The organism is Pantoea pleuroti, from assembly GCF_014156615.1.
GTDB lineage: Bacteria > Pseudomonadota > Gammaproteobacteria > Enterobacterales > Enterobacteriaceae > Pantoea > Pantoea agglomerans.
Map to the genome: position 1 here is coordinate 213,822 of NZ_SBFD01000007.1, position 19,701 is coordinate 233,522.

General features: G+C 56.2%; 18 protein-coding genes. 13 read left to right on the forward strand and 5 right to left on the reverse strand.

Annotated features, from left to right (window positions below; translation table 11 throughout):
• Window positions 1-12: 12 nt before the first annotated feature.
• Window positions 13-636 (forward strand): threonine export protein RhtC, encoded by a 624-nt coding sequence (rhtC, locus tag EPG66_RS17185; RefSeq protein WP_010257296.1) that lies wholly within the window; start codon window positions 13-15, stop codon window positions 634-636.
• 225 nt (window positions 637-861) lie between these two features.
• Window positions 862-1,671, forward strand: a complete 810-nt coding sequence (locus EPG66_RS17190) for a DUF1460 domain-containing protein (protein ID WP_182687651.1) — start codon at window positions 862-864, stop codon at window positions 1,669-1,671.
• A 53-nt stretch (window positions 1,672-1,724) separates the two neighbouring features.
• On the opposite strand, the gene rhtB is transcribed toward EPG66_RS17190, so the two are convergent.
• Window positions 1,725-2,348 (reverse strand): homoserine/homoserine lactone efflux protein, encoded by a 624-nt coding sequence (rhtB, locus tag EPG66_RS17195; protein ID WP_010257290.1) that lies wholly within the window; start codon window positions 2,346-2,348, stop codon window positions 1,725-1,727.
• 112 nt (window positions 2,349-2,460) lie between these two features.
• Here rhtB and pldB point away from each other — a divergent pair, with 112 nt between their 5' ends.
• Together pldB and yigL are read left to right on the forward strand one after the other, a co-directional pair.
• The gene (gene pldB / locus EPG66_RS17200) at window positions 2,461-3,453 is read left to right on the forward strand and encodes a lysophospholipase L2 (RefSeq protein ID WP_064703271.1); all 993 of its coding nucleotides are present in this window, start codon (window positions 2,461-2,463) and stop codon (window positions 3,451-3,453) included.
• A gap of 52 nt (window positions 3,454-3,505) precedes the next feature.
• Window positions 3,506-4,306 carry a sugar/pyridoxal phosphate phosphatase YigL gene (gene yigL / locus EPG66_RS17205; protein WP_182687628.1) on the forward strand — a complete coding sequence of 267 codons (801 nt, stop codon included), beginning with the start codon at window positions 3,506-3,508 and terminating at the stop codon, window positions 4,304-4,306.
• A gap of 49 nt (window positions 4,307-4,355) precedes the next feature.
• Here the strand turns inward: yigL and glpT are convergent, their stop codons facing one another.
• Window positions 4,356-5,696 carry a glycerol-3-phosphate transporter gene (glpT, locus tag EPG66_RS17210; RefSeq protein WP_064703272.1) on the reverse strand — a complete coding sequence of 447 codons (1,341 nt, stop codon included), beginning with the start codon at window positions 5,694-5,696 and terminating at the stop codon, window positions 4,356-4,358.
• A 374-nt stretch (window positions 5,697-6,070) separates the two neighbouring features.
• On the opposite strand from glpT, the gene EPG66_RS17215 reads away from it, so the two are divergent.
• Entirely contained in the window at window positions 6,071-6,934 is an 864-nt protein-coding gene (locus tag EPG66_RS17215) for a carboxylate/amino acid/amine transporter (RefSeq protein WP_182687630.1), read from the forward strand.
• 511 nt (window positions 6,935-7,445) lie between these two features.
• Here the strand turns inward: EPG66_RS17215 and EPG66_RS17220 are convergent.
• Window positions 7,446-7,925, reverse strand: a complete 480-nt coding sequence (locus EPG66_RS17220; RefSeq protein ID WP_069025607.1) for a YehS family protein — start codon at window positions 7,923-7,925, stop codon at window positions 7,446-7,448.
• An 83-nt stretch (window positions 7,926-8,008) separates the two neighbouring features.
• Window positions 8,009-8,935: an HTH-type transcriptional regulator MetR gene (metR, locus tag EPG66_RS17225; RefSeq protein WP_003854400.1), complete on the reverse strand. Its 927-nt coding sequence runs from the start codon at window positions 8,933-8,935 to the stop codon at window positions 8,009-8,011.
• A gap of 144 nt (window positions 8,936-9,079) precedes the next feature.
• Between metR and metE the strand changes: the two genes are divergently transcribed.
• Complete coding sequence (metE, locus tag EPG66_RS17230; RefSeq protein ID WP_182687632.1) at window positions 9,080-11,350, forward strand: 5-methyltetrahydropteroyltriglutamate--homocysteine S-methyltransferase; 2,271 nt, start codon at window positions 9,080-9,082, stop codon at window positions 11,348-11,350.
• Window positions 11,351-11,405: 55 nt separating this feature from the next.
• Here the strand turns inward: metE and EPG66_RS17235 are convergent, their stop codons facing one another.
• Window positions 11,406-12,239 carry a dienelactone hydrolase family protein gene (locus EPG66_RS17235; RefSeq protein ID WP_010671680.1) on the reverse strand — a complete coding sequence of 278 codons (834 nt, stop codon included), beginning with the start codon at window positions 12,237-12,239 and terminating at the stop codon, window positions 11,406-11,408.
• 303 nt (window positions 12,240-12,542) lie between these two features.
• Between EPG66_RS17235 and udp the strand changes: the two genes are divergently transcribed.
• The 7 genes from udp to tatA all read left to right on the forward strand — a co-directional run bounded on the left by udp (window position 12,543) and on the right by tatA (window position 19,699).
• Window positions 12,543-13,304 carry a uridine phosphorylase gene (udp, locus tag EPG66_RS17240; protein WP_010257266.1) on the forward strand — a complete coding sequence of 254 codons (762 nt, stop codon included), beginning with the start codon at window positions 12,543-12,545 and terminating at the stop codon, window positions 13,302-13,304.
• Window positions 13,305-13,396: 92 nt separating this feature from the next.
• Window positions 13,397-14,683 (forward strand): tetratricopeptide repeat protein, encoded by a 1,287-nt coding sequence (locus EPG66_RS17245; protein WP_182687634.1) that lies wholly within the window; start codon window positions 13,397-13,399, stop codon window positions 14,681-14,683.
• 67 nt (window positions 14,684-14,750) lie between these two features.
• Window positions 14,751-16,250: a DNA recombination protein RmuC gene (gene rmuC, locus EPG66_RS17250; RefSeq protein WP_031590271.1), complete on the forward strand. Its 1,500-nt coding sequence runs from the start codon at window positions 14,751-14,753 to the stop codon at window positions 16,248-16,250.
• A 75-nt stretch (window positions 16,251-16,325) separates the two neighbouring features.
• On the forward strand, window positions 16,326-17,084 hold the full coding sequence (gene ubiE, locus EPG66_RS17255) for a bifunctional demethylmenaquinone methyltransferase/2-methoxy-6-polyprenyl-1,4-benzoquinol methylase UbiE (RefSeq protein WP_008926452.1): 759 nt from the start codon (window positions 16,326-16,328) through the stop codon (window positions 17,082-17,084).
• An 11-nt stretch (window positions 17,085-17,095) separates the two neighbouring features.
• Window positions 17,096-17,701 (forward strand): ubiquinone biosynthesis protein UbiJ, encoded by a 606-nt coding sequence (ubiJ, locus tag EPG66_RS17260; RefSeq protein WP_010257253.1) that lies wholly within the window; start codon window positions 17,096-17,098, stop codon window positions 17,699-17,701.
• Complete coding sequence (ubiB, locus tag EPG66_RS17265) at window positions 17,698-19,335, forward strand: ubiquinone biosynthesis regulatory protein kinase UbiB (RefSeq protein WP_031590268.1); 1,638 nt, start codon at window positions 17,698-17,700, stop codon at window positions 19,333-19,335. The genes ubiJ and ubiB overlap by 4 nt, the downstream gene beginning before the upstream one ends.
• Window positions 19,336-19,444: 109 nt before the next feature.
• Window positions 19,445-19,699 carry a Sec-independent protein translocase subunit TatA gene (gene tatA, locus EPG66_RS17270; protein WP_039390514.1) on the forward strand — a complete coding sequence of 85 codons (255 nt, stop codon included), beginning with the start codon at window positions 19,445-19,447 and terminating at the stop codon, window positions 19,697-19,699.
• The last annotated feature ends 2 nt before the right edge of the window (window positions 19,700-19,701 follow it).

Below are 19,701 nucleotides of genomic sequence, written 5' to 3' on the forward strand. Positions count from 1 at the left end.
AGGACACTGATTATGCTGATGTTATTCGCCACTGTGGCGCTGGTGCATCTGGTGGCACTGATGAGCCCCGGCCCCGATTTCTTTTTCGTGTCACAGACTGCCGCCAGCCGCTCGCGCAAAGAGGCGATGATGGGTGTACTGGGTATTACGCTGGGCATTGTGGTCTGGGCGGGTGTGGCGCTGATGGGGCTGCATCTGATTCTGGAAAAAATGGCTTGGCTGCATCAGATCATCATGGTCGGCGGTGGACTTTATCTGTTGTGGATGGGCTGGCAGCTGATGTGCTCGGCACGTCAGCGTCATAAACAGCCGCAGCAGGATGAGCCGGTGGTTGCGTTGCCGAAACGCGGCATGAGCTTTCTCAAAGGCCTGCTGACGAACCTGTCGAATCCTAAAGCCATTATCTACTTCGGCAGCGTCTTTTCGCTGTTTGTTGGCGACGATGTCGGTTCGGCGGAGCGCTGGGGGCTGTTCCTGCTGATTGTCGGAGAAACTTTTGCCTGGTTTACCCTGGTGGCGGCGATTTTTGCGCTGCCGTGGATCCGCGCTAAGTATCAGCGACTGGCGAAGTGGGTCGATGGCATGGCAGGCGTACTGTTTGCCGGTTTTGGTATCCACCTGATTCTTTCGCGTTAAATTCCGCGTTTCAGTCTTTATGCCGGAGTGCGCGTTGCGCCTCCGGCAGAAACTTCCCTCGCTGTCGCTTCCTCCAGAGAGTTCGCTTGTGTGACAGATGTCACATTCCAGGGCTCAGGGAGTTTTGCTGTTGCAACCGCAGATAAATCGTCACTCTTTATTAATCATTCATATCCATATCTCCATTACAGTCGGGAAGCAGGCGCAATGTTTATGGAGAGGATGATGAGAGTGAAGTTCATATTACTGGTGTTGATGACGGCCTGTATCAGCGCCTGCGCCTCGCCTGATGCCGCCCGTAACCCTGCGCCAGAGCCGGGCCAGAGCGATGAGGTCACCTCGATCCTGATGCAGACGCTGCCCGATGTCGATCAGACGCAGGGCGAAAGGATTAGCCGGATCTCTGCGACGTTTCTCGGGACACCCTATGAAGCGGATACGCTGATCGGTTCTCCCACGCGTCCGGAAGCGCTGGTAATCAATTTCAACGGTGTGGATTGTTACACGCTGCTTGATTATGTGCAGGCGCTGAGCCGCAGCAACGATCGCGCCAGCTTTGAGGCTAACCTGATTCGGACCCGCTACGCTGGCGGTGAGGTCAGCTACCGGAATCGTCGCCACTTTTTTTCCGACTGGTTCGCCGATAGCCCGCGCAATGCCGATGACGTGACCCGCACCCTTAGCCCGGATACGGTGACGGTGGTGAAGCACCTGAATCGTCAGGCCAGCGGAGCAGAACAGGTGCCCGGTCTGGGTGTGATTGCACGTCGTATCACTTACATTCCGGCCCGGGCGATCACACCGCAGGTGCTGAAGCAGATCCAGACCGGCGATTACGTGGGGGTTTACGCCACCAGTCAGGGGCTGGATGTTACGCATGTGGGGATTGCTGTCCGGCATGATGGCCGCTTATGGTTCAGGAACGCCTCTTCGCTGGCCGTTAATCGAAAAGTTGTCGATGCGCCGTTCAGGGAATATATGCGCTCGAAGCCGGGCATCATTGTGTTGCGTGCGGTTCCATTGTCAGCGCCGTAGCGGGGCCAGGGAAGAAGGAATAATCTTTCGCGCCGAATTCGGCGCGAAAGGCGTTAAGCGATTTTTCTGGCACTGGCCAGCAGTGCGCCTACCGCCATAAACAGCCCGCCAAAAATGCGGTTCATTAACTTCATCTGTTTTGGTCCCTTAATCCAGCCCGCAATCCGCGTTGCCAGCGTGGCGTAGCCAATCATCACGATGATATCGACCACAACGGTGGTGACGCCCAGCACCAGATACTGCATAAATAGTGGCTGATGCGGCTGAATAAATTGCGGGAACAGGGCGGCGAGAAAGACGATACTTTTCGGGTTGGTCAGGTTAACCAGCACGGCGCGTTTGAACAGGCGACGACGCGGCATCGCTCTGGCGACTGCATCCAGATCAATGCCACCCGCTGAGCGCCACTGCTGAATACCCAGCCAGACCAGATAGGCCGCACCGGCCCATTTCAGAATCTCAAACGCCAGCAGCGACTGAGAAAACAGCGCACCCAGACCAATGCCGACCAGCACGATATGCAGCGCCAGGCCGACCTGCAAACCGGAGATAGAGGCCACCGTGCCACGATAGCCGTGGCTGATACCGGTACTCATGGTGTTGATTGCGCCGGAACCGGGCGACAGGCTGAGAATTGTAGTGGTAAGCAGATAGGTCAGCCACCATTCGATGGTCATGGGTCAGGCTCTCTTTAGTAGCGGAATTGTGACACAATACGCCAGAAATAAGCGCGGCGCTACGGCCTGCGCATGGCATTCAGGACTCTGTATCCGGTCATCAGGAGGGCGAATGAATCAACACAAAGCCAGCTGGCTGCGACGAGAAAAAGCCTTTGCTGCCTTCGCTACCGGGCCACTGCTCGATTTCTGGCACAGCCGCGAAGAGCTTGAGTTTACCGGCGTGGGTAATCTGACGCTGCGCTACGTCCGCTTCACATCACCGCAACACAAGCGTGTGATCCTGATTGTGCCGGGACGCATCGAGAGTTACATAAAATATCCTGAGCTGGCGTACGATCTGTTTCACTGCGGATTTGATGTGGTGATCCTTGACCATCGCGGTCAGGGGCGTTCCGATCGCCTGCTGGAAGATTCACACCGTGGCCACGTGGCGGAATTTACCCATTATGTCGACGACCTTGAAACGCTCTATCTGAAAGAGATTATCAGCGGTCACTACCAGCAGCGCTATGCTCTGGCTCACTCCATGGGCGGCGCAATCTTAACGCTGTTTCTGGCGCGTCAGCCGCAGGCGTTTCATGCGGCCGCGCTGGTGGCGCCGATGTTTGGCATTGCTTTACCGTTGCCCTCTTTTCTGGCTCATCGGATTCTGGACTGGGCGGAGAAGCGTCCGGCCATGCGCGATGGCTATGCGCTCGGCACCGGCCGCTGGCGTGCGCATCCGTTTGGCATTAACCGGCTGACGCACAGCACCGAGCGTTATCGGCGAAACCTGCGCTTTTATGCGGACGATCCGGCGATTCGCGTTGGCGGGCCAACCTACCATTGGGTACGTGAAGGCGTCCATGCGGGTCGCAACATCATCAGTCAGGTCGATAAAATCACTACGCCACTGCTGCTGTTACAGGCCAGCGATGATCGGGTGGTCGACAACCGTTCGCAGGACCTTTTTTGTGCCGCGATGGCGGCGGCGGGTCATCCGTGTGAGGGCAATAAGCCACGGGTGATCGACGGTGCGCGTCATGAGATCCTGTTTGAAAAGGATGAGATGCGCGCCGAAGCACTCAATGCAGTGGTCGACTTTTTTTCCTCGCACCACTGACGTTATTTATCCGACCGGTTAAGGCCGGCAGAACCAGATACCCGAGGTATTCATGTATCACATCGTTGCATCCGATCTGGATGGCACGCTGCTTTCTCCCGAACATCGCCTGACCCCTTTTGCGCGTGAAACGCTGCAGCAACTGGTTGCGAAAGATATTCACTTTATATTCGCCACCGGCCGTCATCATATCGATGTCGGACAGATGCGTGACAGCCTGGCGATTCCGGCCTATATGATCACCTCAAACGGCGCGCGCGTGCACAACGCAGAGGGCGAACTGGTGTTCAGTCATAATCTGGATGAGGATATCGCCAGCGATCTGTTTGGCCTGCAATATCATCACAGCGATATTCTGACCCACGTTTACCGCGACGATGAGTGGTTTGTCAGCCGTTCAAGTCCGGCTGAGCAGGACTATTTCCGCGAGTCGGTGTTCAACTATCAGGTCTATGAGCCGGGTCTGCTGCCAACCGATAATATCAGCAAGGTCTTTTTTACCTGCGAAAATCCCGAGCATCTGATCCCGATGGAACAGGCGATTGAAGCGCGCTGGGGCGACCGGGTTAACGTCAGTTTCTCGCTGCCTACCTGTCTGGAAGTGATGGCGGGCGGCGTGTCGAAAGGGCATGCGCTGGAAGCGGTCGCGAAAACGCTGGACCACTCACTGGAAAGCTGTATTGCCTTTGGCGACGGCATGAACGATGTGGAGATGCTGAGCATGGCGGGTAAAGGCTTTATCATGCAGAACGCCCATCAGCGGTTGAAAGATACGCTGCCGGAGCTGGATGTGATCGGTTCAAATGCCGATGATGCCGTGCCGCAGACGCTGCGCACGCTCTATCTTGCTTAAGCCGTCAGCGCAAAAAAAGGGCCGGACATCCGGCCCTTTTTTATTGCCGTCAGGCAGGGGTCTTTTTGTGTTTGTGTTCGCTGACCATGGTCAGTAACAGCAGGATAACCGCCAGCACACAGCCAGCAATCATCACCATGAAGCCGCCGTCCCAGCCGAAGTAATCGACGGTGTAACCGACAATGGCGCTGGCTGCCACCGATCCACCCAGATAGCCGAACAGGCCGGTGAAGCCCGCCGCCGTCCCCGCCGCTTTTTTCGGCGCCAGCTCCAGCGCGTGCAGACCAATCAGCATCACCGGACCGTAGATCAGGAAGCCAATCACAATCATACAGGCCATATCGACGCCAGGATTACCCGCCGGGTTGAGCCAGTAGATCACGGTCGCGATGGTTACCAGCGTCATAAAGAACACCCCGGTCGCACCGCGATTACCGCGGAACACTTTGTCCGACATCCAGCCGCACAGCAGCGTTCCGGGGATCCCCGCATACTCATACAGGAAGTAAGCCCACGACGATTTATCCAGCGTGAAGTGTTTTACTTCTCTGAGATAGGTCGGCGACCAGTCGAGAATGCCGTAGCGCAGCAGATAAACAAATACGTTGGCCAGCGCGATGTACCACAGCAGCTTGTTCGGCAGTACATATTTCATGAAGATCTGTTTAGCCGTCAGCTCCTCTTCGTGGCTGGCATCGTAGTCGGGCGGATAGTCGTTTTTGTACTCTTCAATCGGTGGCAGACCACAGGATTGCGGCGTATCGCGCATCAGCGCAAAGGCCAGAATAGCAATGGCGATGGCGCCAAACGCCGGCATATAGAGAGCCGCTTTCCAGTCGTTGAACCACGCCATACCGAGCAGGAACAGCAGAGGCGGAATACCGCCGCCGACATTATGGGCGCAGTTCCAGACCGAAACGATCCTGCCGCGCTCCTTCTGCGACCACCAGTGAACCATGGTACGTCCACAAGGTGGCCAGCCCATGCCCTGGAACCAGCCGCAGATAAACAGCAGCACGAACATCACCATGATGCTGGAGGTGGCCCAGGGAACGAATCCCATGATCAACATCACTGTCGCGGCCAGAATCAGGCCTGCCGGTAAGAAGATGCGCGGGTTTGAGCGGTCAGAGACCGATCCCATGATGAATTTTGAAAAGCCGTAGGCGATGGATATTCCGGATAAGGCAAAACCGAGATCGCCACGTGAAAAACCCTGCTCTACCAGGTAGGGCATGGCGAGTGCGAAGTTTTTTCTGACCAGATAGTAGGCAGCGTAACCAAAGAAGATCCCGATGAAAATTTGCCAGCGCAGACGACGGTAGAGCGGATCAACGTGATCCTCCGCCACCTGCGGCTGACGTGGTGCAGGTTTAAAAATGCTCAGCATCAGTGAGGCCCTCCAGGGCACATTATGGTTTTTAATTCCCAGCAGGTTGGGGCAGGAAAAGAGCAGAAGAAAATGGACGCAGAATGTTCCATTTCGCGCAAAGAATAGTGTTAGTTGCGCAACGTTACTGTGATGAATGACACATTTGTTACACTTTTATTACATTCTGGAGCGGAAGTGATCATTCGATGGATCATTTCGCGCATTTTATCTGGCTGAAAGATCTTTATGCAGACAGTTATGTCAGGAGGCGAAAGCCCTTTTCCGATGGCTATTCTGATCGCCTGGTTTGTAATCAGATGTCAACCAGATTTCACAGCCTGATGGCAGCACATTGTTTACACTGACGGCCTGTTAATTTCGGGGTCGTCACCGTGTTTTTATTGATTATTACCACCATTCTGTGGGCCTTTTCGTTCAGTCTGATTGGCGAATACCTTGCCGGGCAGGTGGACAGCTGGTTCTCTGTACTGATGCGACTGGCGCTGGCTGCGCTGGTATTTTTACCTTTCCTGCGCTGGCGTGGTCATCCCCCTTCAACGCTGTTGCTTTACATGCTGGTCGGGATGCTGCAGCTGGGCGTGATGTATCTGCTGAGTTTCGAAGCCTATCTCTATCTTAGCGTTTCGGAATTCCTGCTGTTTACGGTGATGACGCCGCTTTATGTGACGCTGATTTACGATCTGATCAGCCGTCGTCCACTGCGCATCGGCTATATCTTCAGTGCACTGCTGGCTGTGGCAGGTGCGGCCATTATTCGCTATGACAAAGTCAGCGATCATTTCTGGTTTGGTCTGCTGTTAGTGCAACTGGCAAATATCTGCTTTGCGGCGGGAATGGTGGGCTATAAGCGTCTGCAGGAGACCCGCCCGATGCCGCAGCACACGGCCTTCTCCTGGTTCTATCTGGGTGCGGTGTTGATTGCGGTGATCGCCTGGTGTGCCTGGGGCAATCCGCAGAAGTTGCCAACGACCTCATTGCAGTGGGGCATTCTGGTCTGGCTGGGCATTGCGGCTTCCGGTCTCGGCTATTTTATGTGGAATTATGGTGCGACCCAGGTCGATGCCGGCACGCTGGGCATTATGAATAACATGCACGTTCCTGCCGGGCTGCTGGTGAATCTGGCTATCTGGCAGGAGAAACCGCACTGGCCAGGCTTTATTGCGGGCGCAATGGTGATCCTCGCCTCGCTGTGGGTGCATAAGCGCTGGGTGGTGGGGCGCGGTGACCGATCATAAACAGGGCTGTTGCATGGGAGCGGCCTCCCGGGCTGGCGCGTCCGATCGCGAAGGAATCTCACATCCCTGTGGATCGGCCGGGCCATCCCTGGCCCGGACGCTTCGCTCTTCAGACGCGCCAGCCCTGGAGACTTAACAGCATCATCGCAGTTGAACCAGGGGCTCAGAGCGAATATGAAGGAGGGGATGGCGCGCTGAAACGTAGAGCATTCGCAATGGAGTTGGCGTGTGCGATCGCGAAGGAATCTTACAGGATGGTTCAGAAACGCGCCCGGCGATTTTTCCCCCTGCGACGAACGCTCCACCGATGACCCGCTTTCACTCCCCAGGGCTGGCCTGGTGTTGCTGATTAAAAAGCCATGAAGAAGCTTGAGGGAAGAGGTGGCGCAACTGAGGAGCAAAGCGTCCGAGCCAGGGATGGCGAGGCCGTGCTGCATGGATGCAGGCTTTCTTTGCGATCAGATGCGCCACTTCTGACCACGCAGGTACCCGAAGCGATCAGCCACAGACGTTAAGCAGGCTTCTCACTCTTAGGGCGCTGAATCATCGCCAGCCCTTTCAGGAAGTTACGCAGAATCTGATCGCCGCATTCGCGGTAGTTCTTATGCTCAGGTTTGCGGAAAATCGCACCAATCTCAGCCTGTGAAACGGTAAAATTCACGCGCTTCAGTACATCAGGAATATCGGTGGTTTTCAGATCAAAAGCGATACGCAGCTTTCTCATGAAGATGTTGTTGGTCATCTTGCGCTCAATCGACGGTGCGGGCGCATCTTCACTTTTACCGCGACGGTAGAAGATCAGGCCATTCAGGAAATAACCCATCAGCACATCGGGGCAGGGACGGAACGCAGCATCGTCATCTTTTTTCAGCCACGCCTGAATATCCGCCAGCGGCACGTCACATTGCGCCAGCGCAAAAATCTCCACCATTTTGGCATCGCTCAGGTTGAGCATGTAGCGCACGCTGCGCAGAATATCATTGTTAGTCATGGTGAAATCTTCTCGTGGTCAGTCGACAGGCTGCGCATTATAGGGGATTTTGCCCGCCTTCGCGCAGGTTTGTGCCCGCCAGATTACCGCTGCAACACCGCACCGGGCAGCGCGGCGTCGCGCACAAAAGGCAGATGCTCACAGGCGTGCTGACGGGCAAAGCGGATAAACGCTTCCAGCACCGGCTGACGTTGCTCCCCTTCGCGCACGGCCGCATAAAGACGGCTCCACAGGCCATCACCCAGCGTGCGGGTGACCACCAGACCCTGCTTCTCAAAACTCTCCACCACCCAATGCGGCAGCGCGGCAATCCCCATACGCGCCGAGACCATCTGAATCATCAGCAGGGTGTTATCCACACTTTTCAGTGCCGGACTGACGCCTGCGGGCTGCAGAAAGTGACGCCAGATATCCAGACGCTGACGCTGCACCGGATAGATCATCAACACCTCATCGGCTAGATCTTCCGGCGAAATCTGCTCAACCTGCGCCAGCGGGTGATCCGTTGCCAGCACCAGACGCACTTCATAATCAAACATCGGGGAGTAGAACAGACCCGAGCGCGCCAGGATATCGGAGGTCAGCACCACATCCAGCTCACCCTGTTGCAGGGCGGGTTGAGGATCAAAGGTCACGCCCGATTTGAAATCCATCACCACCTGCGGCCAGCTCTGGCGGAATTTATCCAGCGCGGGGGTCAGCCACTGAATGCAGCTATGGCACTCTATCGCCACCCGTAATGTGGTCTGATGCGGCTCATGGCAGGCCTGCAATGCCTGCTGAATCTGCGGCAGCACCTGCTCGGCCAGCTGCAGCAGAATATCGCCCTGCGGCGTAAAGCGCAGCGGCTGACTTTTACGCACGAACAGGCGGAATCCCAGCCGCTGCTCCAGATCGCTGAACTGATGAGACAACGCCGATTGCGTCTGATGAAGCTGGGCCGCCGCCGCCGCCAGCGATCCCGTATTGCGCAGAGCCTGAAGCGTCCGCAGGTGCTTGAGTTCGATCATGAGAGTCCTTCACATCGAAAATGAACATATTGCGCTTGAGCAATATACAGTACCCGCAGAGTATAGCAGTGTAAACATCTGGACGGCTAAACATCTTTGGCTGCCCATTTCAGCCAAAGTGAAAGATTATCTGGAGAACAGCACATGACTATCCTGAACCATACCCTCGGCTTTCCCCGTATTGGCCTGCGCCGTGAACTGAAAAAAGCGCTGGAGAGCTACTGGGCTGGCGACAGCACGCAGCAGGCATTACTGGCGACGGGCCGTAAGCTGCGTGCGCGACACTGGCAACAACAGAAAGAGGCGGGCGTCGATCTGCTGCCGGTCGGCGATTTCGCCTGGTATGACCATGTGCTGACCACCAGCCTGATGCTGGGCAACGTGCCCGCGCGTCATCAGAACAAAGCAGGCACTGTGGACCTCGACACCCTGTTCCGCCTGGGACGCGGTCGTGCGCCGACCGGCGAGCCTGCGGCGGCGGCAGAAATGACCAAATGGTTTAACACCAACTATCACTACATGGTGCCGGAGTTTACCCAGGGTCAGACGTTTAAACTGACCTGGACCCAGTTGCTGGATGAGGTGGATGAGGCACTGGCGCTGGGACACAACATCAAGCCAGTGCTGCTGGGGCCGGTGACGTATCTGTGGCTGGGTAAAGTGAAGGGTGAGCCGTTTGAACGTCTGTCGCTGCTGGAGGGAATTCTGCCGGTCTATCAGCAGGTGCTGGCGGAACTGGCTAAGCGCGGCATCGAATGGGTACAGATTGATGAACCCGCTCTGGCACTGGAGCTGCCGCAGATGTGGCGCGAAGCCTTCCAGCCGGCGTATGACGCACTGCAGGGTCACAGCAAACTGCTGCTGACCACCTATTTTGACAGCATCGGCCAGAACATTGATGTGATTCGTGCGCTGCCGGTGCAGGGGCTGCATGTCGATCTGGTCCATGGTCGTGATGATATTCAGCAACTGAATCAGCAACTGCCCGCCAGCTGGCTGCTGTCGCTCGGCGTGATCAACGGACGCAACGTCTGGCGCGCCGATCTGAGCCGCTGGTTCAGCCGCTTGCAACCGCTGACCAGAGTGCGTGAACAGGTGTGGATTGGCTCCTCCTGCTCGCTGCTGCATAGCCCTATCGACCTGAGCGTCGAGACCCGTCTGGATGATGAAGTCAAAAGCTGGTTCGCCTTTGCGCTGCAGAAATGTGCCGAGCTCTCGCTGCTGAGTCAGGCACTCAACAACAACGATGCGACGGCGCTGGAAGCCTGGAGCGCACCGGTACACGCCCGCGCTCATTCCCGCCGCGTGCATAATGCGGCGGTGGGCCAGCGTCTGCAGGCCATTACCCCACAGCACAGTGAACGCCAGAGCGCTTATCCGGTGCGGGCTGTCCTGCAGCGTCAGCGTTTTAATCTGCCAGCCTGGCCTACCACCACCATCGGCTCTTTTCCGCAGACCACTGAAATTCGCGGCCTGCGCCTCGACTTTAAACAGGGCCGGCTCGACAGCAACCATTACCGCACCGGCATCGCGGAGCACATTAAGCAGGCGATTCTCGAACAGGAGCGGCTGGGGCTGGATGTGCTGGTTCACGGTGAAGCGGAACGTAACGACATGGTTGAGTACTTCGGCGAACATCTGGAGGGGTTTGTCTTTACACAGAATGGCTGGGTTCAGAGCTACGGTTCACGCTGTGTGAAACCGCCTGTCATTATCGGCGATGTCAGTCGTCCGGAGGCGATCACCGTTGAGTGGGCCAGATATGCCCAGTCGCTGACCAACAAGCCGGTAAAAGGGATGCTGACCGGTCCGGTAACCATCCTCTGCTGGTCATTCCCGCGTGAAGATGTGTCACGCGAAACCATCGCGAAACAGATCGCGCTGGCGCTGCGTGATGAAGTCGAAGACCTGGAGAAGGCGGGCATCGGGATTATCCAGATTGATGAGCCTGCGCTGCGTGAAGGTCTGCCACTGCACCAGTCTGAATGGGCCGCCTACCTGAACTGGGCGGTGGAGGCCTTCCGACTGAATGCGGCGGTGGCGCGGGATGAAACCCAGATTCACACCCATATGTGTTACTGCGAATTTAACGACATTATGGACGCTATCGCGGCGCTGGATGCCGATGTGATCACCATCGAAACCTCGCGATCTGACATGGATCTGCTGGAGGCGTTTGAAAACTTCGACTACCCGAATGAAATCGGCCCCGGCGTCTACGACATCCATTCGCCTAACGTCCCCAGCGTGGAGTGGATAGAAGCACTATTACTGAAGGCGGCAAAACGTATTCCGGAAGCGCGTCTGTGGGTGAACCCGGATTGCGGTTTAAAAACACGGGGCTGGACGGAAACGCGTCAGGCGCTGGCGAACATGGTGACGGCGGCGAAGAAATTGCGTGGCGAAACGGCGTAGGGAATCGGGTCTGGTGGACGAAAAAATCAGGGGCGCAGACGCGCCCCTTTTTCATTTACTGCGATGCAACACCATACTGCCTGAACCAGGCCAGCATCCGCTGCCAGCCATCATTGGCAGATTCAGCATGATAGCTTGCACGATAGTCAGCATTAAACGCATGGCCCGCTTCGGGATAGACGATGATCTCTGCGGTCGCATTGGCGGCATGGAGTGCCTGACGCATCTGCTCGACGCTCTCCAGCGGGATACCCTCATCCTGGCCACCATACAAACCTAATACTGGCGCATTCAGATCGACCGCAATATCAATAGGATGCTTCTGCTGCTTCAGCGTACGCTCACCGGTCAGCCGTCCATACCACGCCACGGCGGCGCGCAGTTGCGGGTTATGCGCGGCGTACAGCCAGCTGATACGACCACCCCAGCAAAAACCGGTTATGCCCATGCGACGAATATCGCCGCCGTTGCGTGCGGCCCAGTTGGCGGCATGGTCGAGATCGGCCAGCACCTGGCTGTCAGGCACTTTGCTGACCAGCTCGCTGAACAGCGTCGGGATATCGTTATACTCAGCGGGATCGCCCTCGCGGAAATAGAGCTCAGGCGCAATAGCCAGATAGCCTTCCAGCGCCAGACGGCGGCAGATATCCCGGATGTGTTCATGGACACCAAAGATCTCCTGCACCACCAGCACGACTGGCCACGGGCCTTCCGCTGACTGGGGTTTTGCAAAGAATGCCGGCATGTTTTCGCCCTGGCTGGGTACTGAGGTTTCACCCGCGTGAATCGCCGGGCTGTCGGTAATGATGGTGGTGGAGGCGGTGGGCTGCACGGCAGGGGCAAAGCCGCCCGTCGCCGGTTTTTGTGCCATATTATCACTGGGTTTCATTATTCTCTCCGTGCAAGCATTTGCGCAATCACGTAACTATAGCCTGGCCGGAAAGCGTATGCGCCAGGTGTCGGGTCACAGAATCAGCAGCGAATAAAATCATCCTTCTCTTTAACATTGCGCAGACCCTGACACAGCCCCACCGAGAGCTATCCGCACCAGGAAGATGCAATTGTGTGATTGTTGTCACAATTTATCTTCCGGAAAATGTAACTTTCATTTTCTTAAGTGAATGTTGTCACATATTTATCGGGCGTGCTGGCGTAGAGTGGCGCGCTACCTTCCCTTAACAGGAGTCTGAAAATGACACAGTCTGACGTTTTCCATCTTGGCCTGACCAAAGCCGATCTGCAGGGCGCCACCCTGGCGATTGTGCCGGGCGATCCGGAGCGCGTGAAGAAAATTGCCGGACTGATGGAAGATGCCACGCATCTCGCCTCACACCGTGAATTTACCTCCTGGCTGGCAAAAATTGATGGTAAGCCGGTCGTGGTCTGCTCAACCGGCATTGGCGGTCCGTCTACCTCGATTGCGGTCGAAGAGCTGGCGCAGCTTGGCGTGCGCACCTTCCTGCGTGTCGGTACCACGGGCGCTATCCAGCCGCATATCAATGTTGGCGATGTGCTGGTGACCACCGCATCCGTTCGCCTGGACGGGGCCAGCCTGCATTTTGCGCCGATGGAGTTCCCGGCAGTGGCTGATTTCGCCTGCACCACCGCGCTGGTTGCCGCCGCAGAAGCCTGTGGCGCGAAAACGCATATCGGCATCACCGCCTCTTCTGACACCTTCTATCCGGGTCAGGAGCGCTACGACACCGTTTCGGGCCGCGTAGTCAGTCGCTTCAGGGGATCGATGAAAGAGTGGCAGGAGATGGGCGTTCTCAACTATGAGATGGAATCCGCTACACTGTTAACCATGTGCGCCAGCCAGGGTCTGCGAGCCGGCATGGTGGCGGGCGTGATTGTGAACCGCACTCAGAAAGAGATCCCGGATGCGGTCACCATGAAACAGACAGAAAGCGACGCAGTGAAGATTGTGGTCGAAGCGGCGCGTCGTTTACTATAACGATTGCGTCTGGCAGCAGGTTTTTTGTCCAGACTCAAAACCTGCTGCCGGTAGTTAACGGCGCGTAATATCAGTGAAACCTGAGAGTTTTTATGCGCAATACTATTCCCGTCCGACGTCCTGCCCCTGGTGCTAATCCAGCCGCACTCAAAGCCATGCTGGAACGCAGTGCCGAACGTTTCCGTGCCGCCATGCAACAGGGCGACTATGCGCTGGCCGCTCAATGCTGCGAAGAGGTGCTGCGCTCAATGCCCAATCAGATGCAGGTGCTGAGCGACTATGCGCTCTGTCTGCTGCGTCTGGGTCAGCACAATAAGTCGTACAAAATCTACCAGAAGATTTATCAGGCGCCGCCCGCTGTGCAGGCTACCGCCTCTGAAACCTGGCTGGATGGCCTGACCGAAGTGTGTGGCTGGCTGGATAAAAAGGACGAGGTGGCGCGTCACGGTCTGGCGTCGCTGAAGCGCTCTGATGCGCGTTTCAGTCAGGGGCAGCGCGCCACGTTTCCCGCTCCGCAACCGGAGCCTGTCGATCTCACTCATCCGCACCAGAATGTCATCGCTTTCTGCCTCTATGGCGATCAGCCGCGCTACTGTGAAACCTTACTCAAAAACGTTGAAGTGGCGCCTGAGCTCTATCCCGGCTGGGTCTGCCGCATCTACCTTGATGACAGCGTGCCGCAGCATGTCTGGCAGCGCCTTGACCAGCCGCACGTCCAGCTGATCGATATGTCCCACGAGAAAACGCTGTTTCCGACCCTGTGGCGTTTCCTGGTGATGGACGATCCTGGCGTGAAACGCTTTATCGTGCGTGATGCCGACTCGCTGCTCTCGGAGCGCGAAGCGGCAGCGGTAAACGCCTGGCTGGCGTCACCTTACTGGTTCCACCATATGCGTGACTACTTCTCCCATACTGAGCTGTTGCTGGCAGGGATGTGGGGCGGCTGTCACGGCGTCTTCCGGGATGTGGAACAGGCGATGCGCGATTTCATTGCGGAGTATCAGGGCAGCCAGCGCTTCACCGATCAATATTTCCTCAAGGTGGCGTTGTGGCCGACGGTGCGCGAAAGCCTCCTGAGCCACGATGCGCTGTTTCATTTTCATCAGGCCCAGCCGTGGCCTGACCATGCGCCCGTGCGCTGGCAGACGCCGCATTTCCACGTGGGCAGCAATGCCGGTTTTGCCAGTATGACCGGCAAATCCAGCGCCGCTGAGGGAAGCAGACAGCGCGTCGCGATCACCTCGGGCGGGACAACCTGGCACTATCTGGCGCAGGTTAAAAAGGGTGAATGGCTATTGCCCATGCCGTTTTTCCTGATTGATGATTGGCAGGCTGGCAAGCTCACGGTGGCGGCACTGCAAGGCGCTGAATCCTGCTAAAATTATCTGGACATTCATACAGTGCGACTCTACCTTTCCCTCAGCAGCCTGAGTCGCGGGGGAAATCATGGATCAGCACATCATTATCAGCGCCTGTCTGGCGCTTGCCGGGTTAGGGATTGGCTGGATGCTGGCACAGTTACGTGCCGGCCATCAGGTCGCCAGTTTCCAGACCGAGCGCCGTCTGCAGGAAGAGGCGCAACAGCGTCAGCAGCAACAAATCGAACAGCTTCAGCAGCAGACGCAGCAGCGTGAGCAGGAGCTTCGTCAGCTGCACGGCGCGCTGAGCGGCGCCAATGAGCGGCTGCAACAGCTCGATTACTGGCGCAATGAAAGTGAGCAGCTTAATCGTGAACTGCGCAATCAGCTGGAGGTCAACAGCGCGCAGGAAGCGGAGTTGCGGGAAGTGACCATTCGCCTTGAAGAGACCCGTTTCGCCGCAGAAGAGAAACAGCGCCTGCTGACCAATAGCGAACAACGCCTCAGCGCCCAGTTTGAAAACCTCGCCAACCGTATTTTCGAAAACAGCGGCCGTCGCGTCGATGAGCAGAACCGGCAAAGTCTGGACGGGCTGATTGGCCCGTTGCGTGAACAGCTTGATGGCTTTCGTCGTCAGGTTCATGAAAGCTTTGGCGCAGAGGCGCGTGAACGGCATACCCTGACCCATGAAATCCGGCAGTTACAGCAGCTGAATGCGCAGATGGCGCAGGAGGCGCTTAACCTGACCAAAGCGCTGAAGGGCGATAATAAAATCCAGGGCAACTGGGGTGAAGTGGTGCTGAGCCGGGTACTGGAAGCCTCCGGACTGCGTGAAGGCTACGAATATGAAACCCAGGTTAGCATTCAGTCAGAACAGCAGGGCAGGATGCAGCCGGATGTGATTGTACGCCTGCCGCAGGGCAAAGATGTGGTGGTGGACGCCAAAATGACGCTGGTGGCCTATGAGCGCTACTTCAATGCGGATGATGAGATCGAACGAGAGCAGGCTATTCAGGAACATGTCGCTGCCATGCGGGCGCACATCCGCCTGCTGGGAAGAAAAGATTATCAACAATTGCCCGGCTTACGATCGCTGGATTATGTGCTGATGTTTATCCCGGTGGAGCCCGCCTTTTTGCTGGCCATTGACCGCCAGCCTGAGCTGATTGGTGAGGCGCTGCAGCAGAACATCATGCTGGTCAGCCCCACCACGCTGCTGGTGGCGTTACGTACCATTAATAACCTGTGGCGCTATGAGCATCAGAGCCGCAATGCACAGCGTATTGCCGATCGGGCAACGCGACTCTATGACAAGATGCGGCTGTTTGTCGATGACATGAGCGGCATTGGTCACAGCCTGGATAAAGCACAGAACAGCTATCGCGAGGCGATGAAAAAGCTGTCAGAAGGGCGCGGCAATCTGATTGCGCAGACTGAAGGATTTCGTGCGCTGGGTGTGGAGATCAAACGACCAATCAATCCTCAACTGGCCGAACGAGCCATGCCGGAAAACCGGGCGGCTGATGACGCAGATGATGACAGTGATGCGGATGAGAGTGCGATGCGTGTGAGGCGCCTCCACGAATAGTATGGGCGCAGCGTGCCTGGCTTCCGTGACTCTGATACACTTCGGGAAGTATTGTTTGTGGAGCAGGTAAAACCGATGGCAGATGAATCACAGCAGGAAACTACCCATTTTGGCTTTCAGACGGTCGCCAAAAGCGAAAAAGCTGACAAAGTCGCGGACGTGTTTCACTCCGTAGCGGCAAAATATGACCTGATGAACGATTTGATGTCGTTTGGCGTCCATCGTATCTGGAAGCGTTTTACCATTGACAGCAGCGGCGTACGTCGCGGTCAGCGCGTGTTGGATCTGGCGGGTGGTACCGGCGATCTGACGGCTAAATTTTCTCGTCTGGTGGGCGAAACGGGTCAGGTTGTACTGGCCGATATCAACAGTTCCATGCTGAAGATGGGCCGCGAAAAGCTGCGTAATCAGGGCGTGGTCGGCAACGTGAGTTACGTACAGGCCAACGCCGAAGCCCTGCCTTTCCCCGATAACTATTTCGACTGCATTACCATCTCTTTTGGCCTGCGTAACGTTACGGAAAAAGAGAAGGCGCTGGCCTCTATGTTCCGGGTACTCAAGCCGGGCGGACGCCTGCTGGTGCTGGAGTTCTCTAAACCCGTCCTGGATCCGCTGAGCAAAGCGTATGACGCCTACTCGTTCCACATTCTGCCGCGCATCGGACAACTGGTGGCGCAGGATGCAGAGAGCTATCGCTATCTGGCCGAATCGATCCGTATGCATCCCGATCAGGAGACCCTGAAAGCGATGATGAACGATGTTGGTTTTGAAAATACCACTTACTCCAATATGACCGGCGGCATTGTGGCGCTGCATCGTGGATTTAAGTTCTGAGTGAGATGGTAATGAACCTGACGCCCTTGATTACCGCGGGCCTGGAAACGGCGCTGAACCGTATTCTCTATCGCGATCGTGGCCTGAAACCGGCGCGGCAACGCCTGAATGGCAAAGTGCTGACGCTGCGCCTGAATGAGTTCTCTCATCCGCTGGTGCTGGTTTTCAGTGAACAGCAGGTCGATGTGTTAGCTGACTGGCAGGATCGCAGTGACTGCACGGTGATCACCTCGCTGAAAACCCTGCCGAAGCTGCGCGATCGCCAGCAGCTGACGCCGCTGATCCGTAGCGGTGAACTGCAGGTTGAAGGTGACCTGCAGGTGGTGCAGCAGTTCTCTGCGCTGATGGATCTGGCTGAGCTGGATCCGGCAGAATATCTGGCTCCCTGGGTCGGCGATATCGCCGCACAGGGGATCAGCCAGCGCTCACAACAGGCATTACGCTTTTTCAAAGGTGAAGTGCAGCGTCGCCAGGATTATCTCGGACAGGCCATAACCGAAGAGTGGCGTGTTGCGCCTGGCTCGCTGGAATTAGCCTGGTTTTCTGAGGAGGTCGACGCGATGGAACGTTCGCTTGAGGCGCTTGATGCGCGTCTGGCGCAGCTGGAGGCAAAATGAGTTTTGGAGAGATCCGCCGCTTATATCTGATCATGAAGGTGTTTCTGACCTATGGCCTTGATGAACTGATTCCTCAGACACGCCTCACTTTCCTGTTTCGCCTGTGGCGTCGCTCTGTTTTCTGGATCCCTAATCTGCATCAGCATGAACCGATCGGCGCACGTATGCGCATGGCGATGGAGCAGCTGGGTCCGGTCTGGATCAAGTTTGGCCAGATGCTGTCGACCCGTCGTGATCTCTTCCCGCCGCTGATTGCCGATCAACTGGCGATCCTGCAGGACCGCGTTGCGCCGTTCGATGGCGTCAAAGCCAAAGCGCAGATTGAAGCTTCAATGGGCGCGCCGATTGAAACCTGGTTTGATGATTTTGATATCAAGCCACTGGCTTCGGCATCCATTGCGCAGGTGCACACCGCCACGCTGAAATCAAACGGCAAGAAAGTGGTGATCAAAGTGATTCGCCCCGATATTTTGCCGGTGATTCGGGCGGACATGAAGCTGATTTATCGCCTGGCCCGCTGGGTCCCGCGCCTGTTGCCGGATGGCCGTCGTCTGCGTCCGGTCGAGGTGGTGCGTGATTATGAGAAAACCCTGCTTGATGAGCTGAATCTGTTACGTGAAGCGGCTAACGCCATTCAGCTGCGCCGGAATTTTGAAGATAGCCGCATGCTCTATGTGCCGGAAGTCTATTCCGACTACTGCAGCGAAACCATGATGGTGATGGAGCGCATCTACGGCATTCCGATTTCAGACGTTGCCACGCTGGAGCGTCATGGCGTTAATATGAAGCTGCTGGCAGAACGTGGCGTGCAGGTCTTCTTCACCCAGGTTTTCCGCGACAGCTTCTTCCATGCGGATATGCATCCGGGCAATATTTTTGTCAGCTATGAACATCCGGAAGATCCACAATATATCGGCATCGACTGCGGTATCGTGGGTTCACTGAACAAAGAAGATAAGCGCTATCTGGCTGAAAACTTTATCGCTTTCTTCAACCGTGACTACCGTAAGGTCGCGGAGTTACACGTTGACTCAGGCTGGGTGCCACCCGATACCAACGTAGAAGATTTCGAGTTTGCGATTCGCACAGTCTGCGAGCCGATTTTTGAAAAACCGCTGGCTGAAATCTCCTTCGGGCATGTGCTGCTGAACCTGTTCAACACTGCACGCCGCTTTAATATGGAAGTGCAGCCGCAGCTGGTCCTGCTGCAAAAAACGCTGCTCTATGTTGAAGGCATCGGCCGTCAGCTCTATCCGCAGCTCGACCTGTGGAAGACAGCCAAGCCCTTCCTGGAAGAGTGGATTAAAGATCAGGTGGGATTACCGGCTATTATCCGTGCGGTAAAAGAGAAAGCACCATTCTGGGCTGAGAAGCTCCCTGAGCTGCCGGAGCTGTTTTACGACAGCATGCGCCAGCACAAACTTTTACGGCACAGCGTCGATAAATTAGTGGGCGATATGAATGCGCAGCGCGTCCGGCACCATCAGGCGCGTTACCTGTTCGGCGTCGGTGCAACGTTGCTCTTAAGCGGAACGGCTGTGCTGCTCACCCGACCGGATTGGGACTTTTTCCCGGCGGTGTTAATGGCAGCAGGAATTGTCTCCTGGTTAATCGGCTGGCGTAAGACAAACTGATTGTCACGTCCGTCTAAAAAAAGGTAATGTCGCTGGCTCAGGCCCGGTTGAAAAGGGCACTCTGTGGTGCATTACCTCATCGTTTTCACAGAATATTAGAGGCTATCTCATGGGCGGTATCAGTATCTGGCAATTGGTAATCATTGCCGTGATTGTTGTACTTCTGTTCGGTACTAACAAATTACGTAATCTGGGTTCAGATTTGGGTTCTTCGATTCGTGGCTTCAAAAAAGCCATGAGTGACGAGGACGACAAAAAGGATCAACCGAAAGAGCAGGACGCTGACTTCGCTGCCAAAACGCTGGCGGACAAACAGCAAACTTCGGCTAACAAAGAAGAAGCCAAGAACGACAAGCAGGTGTAAAC